Annotated in this window: 2 protein-coding genes and 1 pseudogene; all 3 read right to left on the bottom strand. The window is 73.7% G+C overall.

Translation table 11 applies throughout. The features are described from left to right. Nucleotides 1–1,387 (bottom strand): annotated as a pseudogene (locus AC2W7A_RS10265) (DEAD/DEAH box helicase); the annotation flags it as partial. A gap of 417 nt (nt 1,388–1,804) precedes the next feature. Next, entirely contained in the window at nt 1,805–3,256 is a 1,452-nt protein-coding gene (locus AC2W7A_RS10270; RefSeq protein WP_485991268.1) for an RNB domain-containing ribonuclease, read from the bottom strand. A 131-nt stretch (nt 3,257–3,387) separates the two neighbouring features. Next, nucleotides 3,388–3,612 (bottom strand): DUF3107 domain-containing protein, encoded by a 225-nt coding sequence (locus tag AC2W7A_RS10275; RefSeq protein ID WP_485991269.1) that lies wholly within the window; start codon nt 3,610–3,612, stop codon nt 3,388–3,390. Between the last annotated feature and the right edge of the window lie 209 nt (nt 3,613–3,821).

Genomic DNA, 3,821 nt, shown 5'->3' on the forward strand with positions numbered 1-3,821 from the left:
AGCGCGAAGAGCAGGAAGAACACGCTCGTCACCCCCGCACCGACGCCCATGTCCTGCGCATACCCGGCCAGGTCCTCCAGCACCTCCGAGTCCAGGCCGTCGAGGGTGCGCTTGTCCTTCGGCAGGCGGCCCTTGGTGCCCTGAGGGATGCCGAGGTCCTCGAACAGGTGCTTCGAGGAGGAGTAGGTCTCCACCGGCTCGGGCTGACCGAGGCCGAGGGCCTTGTCGATCAGGGACCAGCGCGGCATGTCCTCCCAGTCCACCAGGGTCACGGCGATGCCCTTGTTGCCGGCACGGCCGGTGCGGCCCACGCGGTGCACGTAGGTCTTCTCGTCCTCCGGGGCCTGGAAGTTGAACACGTGGGTCACGTCGTCCACATCGATGCCGCGGGCGGCCACGTCCGTGGCCACGAGGATGTCGATCTTGCCGTTGCGGAACGCGCGCAGCGCCTGCTCGCGGGCGCCCTGGCCCAGGTCGCCGTGCAGCGGGCCTGCGGCGAAGCCGCGCTTGACCAGCTCGTCGGCCACGCGGGCGGCGGTGCGCTTCGTGCGCGTGAAGATGATGGTGCGGCCGCGGCCCTCGCCCTGCAGGGCGCGGGCGACGAGCTCGTCCTTGTCCATGTGGTGGGCGCGGTAGACGAGCTGGCGGATGTCCTTCTTGGTCAGGCCCTCGTCGTCCGGGTCGGTGGCGCGGATGTGCGTCGGGTGCGTCATGTACCGGCGGGCCATCGCGACCACCGGGCCCGGCATGGTGGCCGAGAACAGCATGGTCTGGCGGACCTCCGGCACGGCGGCCAGCAGGGTCTCCACGTCCGGCAGGAAGCCGAGGTCCAGCATCTCGTCCGCCTCGTCGAGCACCACGGTGTTCACGAGGTTCAGGCGCAGGTGGCGCTGGCGCATCAGGTCGATCAGGCGGCCCGGGGTGCCGACCACGATCTCCACGCCGCGGCCGAGCTCCTCGATCTGCGGCTCGTAGGCGCGGCCGCCGTAGATGGTGGCGATGCGCAGCGGCCGGTTCTTCGCCGCGTTGGTCAGGTCACCGGCCACCTGGACGGCGAGCTCGCGGGTGGGGGCCACGACCAGCGCCTGCGGGGGCAGCCGGCGGAGCCGTCCCTCTCCAGCTTCTCCCAGCCCGGCTCGCCCGGGCCGACGGCCCGCTGCAGGGCGGGGATGCCGAAGCCGAGGGTCTTGCCGGTGCCGGTCTTGGCCTGGCCGATGATGTCGTGCCCGCCCAGGGCGACTGGGAGGGTCATCGCCTGGATGGGGAACGGATGGGTGATGCCCCGGGCCGAGAGCGCGTCGCAGATCTCGGCGGAGACGCCGAAGTCCGCGAAGGTCTTCTCCTCGACGGCCGGGACCTCCTCCTCGGTCACGGTCTCGGCGGCCATCTCCTCGACAGCGTCCTGGTTCTCCTCCGTCTCGTCGGCGGTGGTCTCGGGGTTCTGGGTGGTGGGTGTGTCGCTCATGCTCACGCTCCCGTATTCTTTCTCGGGCGCGCGATGCGTGGGCCTGCGGTGCGGGCGGGCCGGATGCCTCCGGGCCGGACCGTGCAGGCTCGCGCCGTGTGCGCGCTGCAGTGGGAAGCCGATCGCGGGGAGAACACACCGGAGCCCTCGGGCCTCGTGGCCCCGCTCCGGGAACCCGGTCTCGGCCGTCCCGCGGTGGGGAGGCGCCGCCGGATTCGGCAGTACAGGTGATCAGGTGCGACCGGTCATCCAGTGGTCACGGCGGCCGCGGTCCGCGGTCGCCTGGGGCCAGTCTAGCCGTCGGCGGTCGACACCGGGGTCAGGTCGGCTCCGGACGGCTCAGGACGGGGTGGCCAGGAAGGCCGTGATCTCACCCGTGGCCACGTCCACGGCCTCGATGTGCACGCGGACGGCGTCGCCGAGCTCCGCGGCGCCGGGGACGCTGAGGTAGGCCGGGGGAGCGATGAGCTGCACGTCCACGGAGTCCTCCCCGCGGCGGCGCACCACGGTGCCCTCGAGCTCCTCTCCCACGTGGGCCGTCAGCTCCGCGGCCTCGACGAGGTCCACGGCGGCCCGGTCGGCTTGGGAGGCACGGCGGCCGGAGTCGGCCATGAGGGAGGGCAGCTTCGGCAGGGCGGCCCTCACGTCGGCCGGCACCTCGGCGCCCTGCACGAGGGCATGGCAGACGGTCAGCACGAAGCGGTCCACCAGCCGGCGCAGGGGAGCGGTGGCGTGCGCGTACGGGGCGGCCAGGGCCGCCTGCTCCGGGTCCTCGGGCGGGGTGTGCAGCTCCGGGTCCTCGGCGGCGGCGTCGAAGGCGCTGTAGTCCGCGCCGCGGAACAGGGCGGTGGCGGCATGCAGGACGGCCAGGCCCTGCGGCGTGGCCGGGTCCACGGTGCGCAGGTAGGCGCCGTAGTCCTGCTCGTCGGTCCACGGCGCGCCGAGGGCGGCCACCCGCGAGCGGAACTCCGCGAGTGCCTCCTCGTCCGGGGCGGGCATGGTGCGCAGGACGCCCACGCCGCCTTCGAGCATGATGCGTGCGGCGGCCATGCCGGTCATCAGGGACACGTGGGCGTTGTCGTCCTCCACGGGGAGGGGGACGCGCTGGACGAGGCGGTAGGCGCCGGAGGAGTCCACGTGGATCTCCTGGTCCGGCATGTTCAGGGAGGCACCGCCGCGGGCCGCCTCCTGGGCACGGCGCAGCCGGCCTGCCTCGGGCAGCAGGCGCAGCGAGGACAGGATCTCCTCCGGCAGCTCCGGGACCTCCGCGTCGGCCGCGGTCCCCGTCCCGACGGCGGCGCCCTCCTCGAAAGACTCCGTCACCGGGGTCCCGTCCCCGACGAGGGCCTGCACCTGAACGTAGGTCAGCTGCGCGCGGGAGCGCACCCGTGCCCGGACGAGTCCGACCTCGCCGAGGACGCCCTCGGCGTCCAGGTCCATGGTCCACACGAAGGCCGGTCGTTCCTGTTCGGAGAGCAGGGAGCCGGCGTCCTCGCTGAGCCGGACCGGATGCAGCGGCACCCGGCCGTCCGGCAGGTAGACGGTCTGGCCGCGCCGGCGGGCCTCCGCATCCACGGCGCCGCCGGTGGCCACGAACGCCGGGACGTCCGCGATCGCGTAGTGCACGCGCAGACCGGTCTCGGTCCGCTCGATGTGCAGGGCCTGGTCCAGGTCCGTGGAGCCGGCGGGGTCCACGGTCACGAACGGCATGCCGGTCAGGTCCACGCGGTCGGTGTCCTCGGGTAGTGCGGCGAGCACCTCCGCGGCGGCGCGCTCCGCCTCGGCGAGCACGTCGGCCGGGAACTCGGACGGCAGCTCGAGCTCCTGACGGAGGCGGGTGAGGCGGGGCGGCGAGGGCGGTGCCCTCGTCGGCGCCGCGGATGCCGAGTGCGTGGTGCGGCATGGGTCAGGCCCTCCGTGGGTCAGCGGGCGGCGAAGCCGAGCGGGGCGGCCTTCTGCGAGCCGATCTCGACGAAGGCGATCCGGTCACCCGGGACCAGCACGGTGCGGCCCTTCTTGTCCGTCAGCTGAAGCAGGGAGCCGTCCGCCAGGGCGGCGGCGACGCGCTCGCGGACCTCGTCCGCGGTGTGCTCGGTCTCGAGGGTGACTTCGCGCGGGGCGTGCTGGACTCCGATGCGGATCTCCATGGGGTGTCCTCCTAGGCGGGGTGTGCGGGGACCGCCGGATGCCGGGCCTGCGGGCCGGGTGCCTCCGAACGGCTCTGTTCCCGTTCAGACTAGGACACGGCCGAGGCGTGGCGGCAGGGCGGAGGACGGGTTTCACCCCGTGGCGAAACGCGGTCTCGGACACGGCCGCGCGCACCAGGGTGCCGGGCGCGGCGGGCGGCCGCGGCAGG

Source organism: Micrococcus sp. LASM2_SD2 (assembly GCF_057364565.1).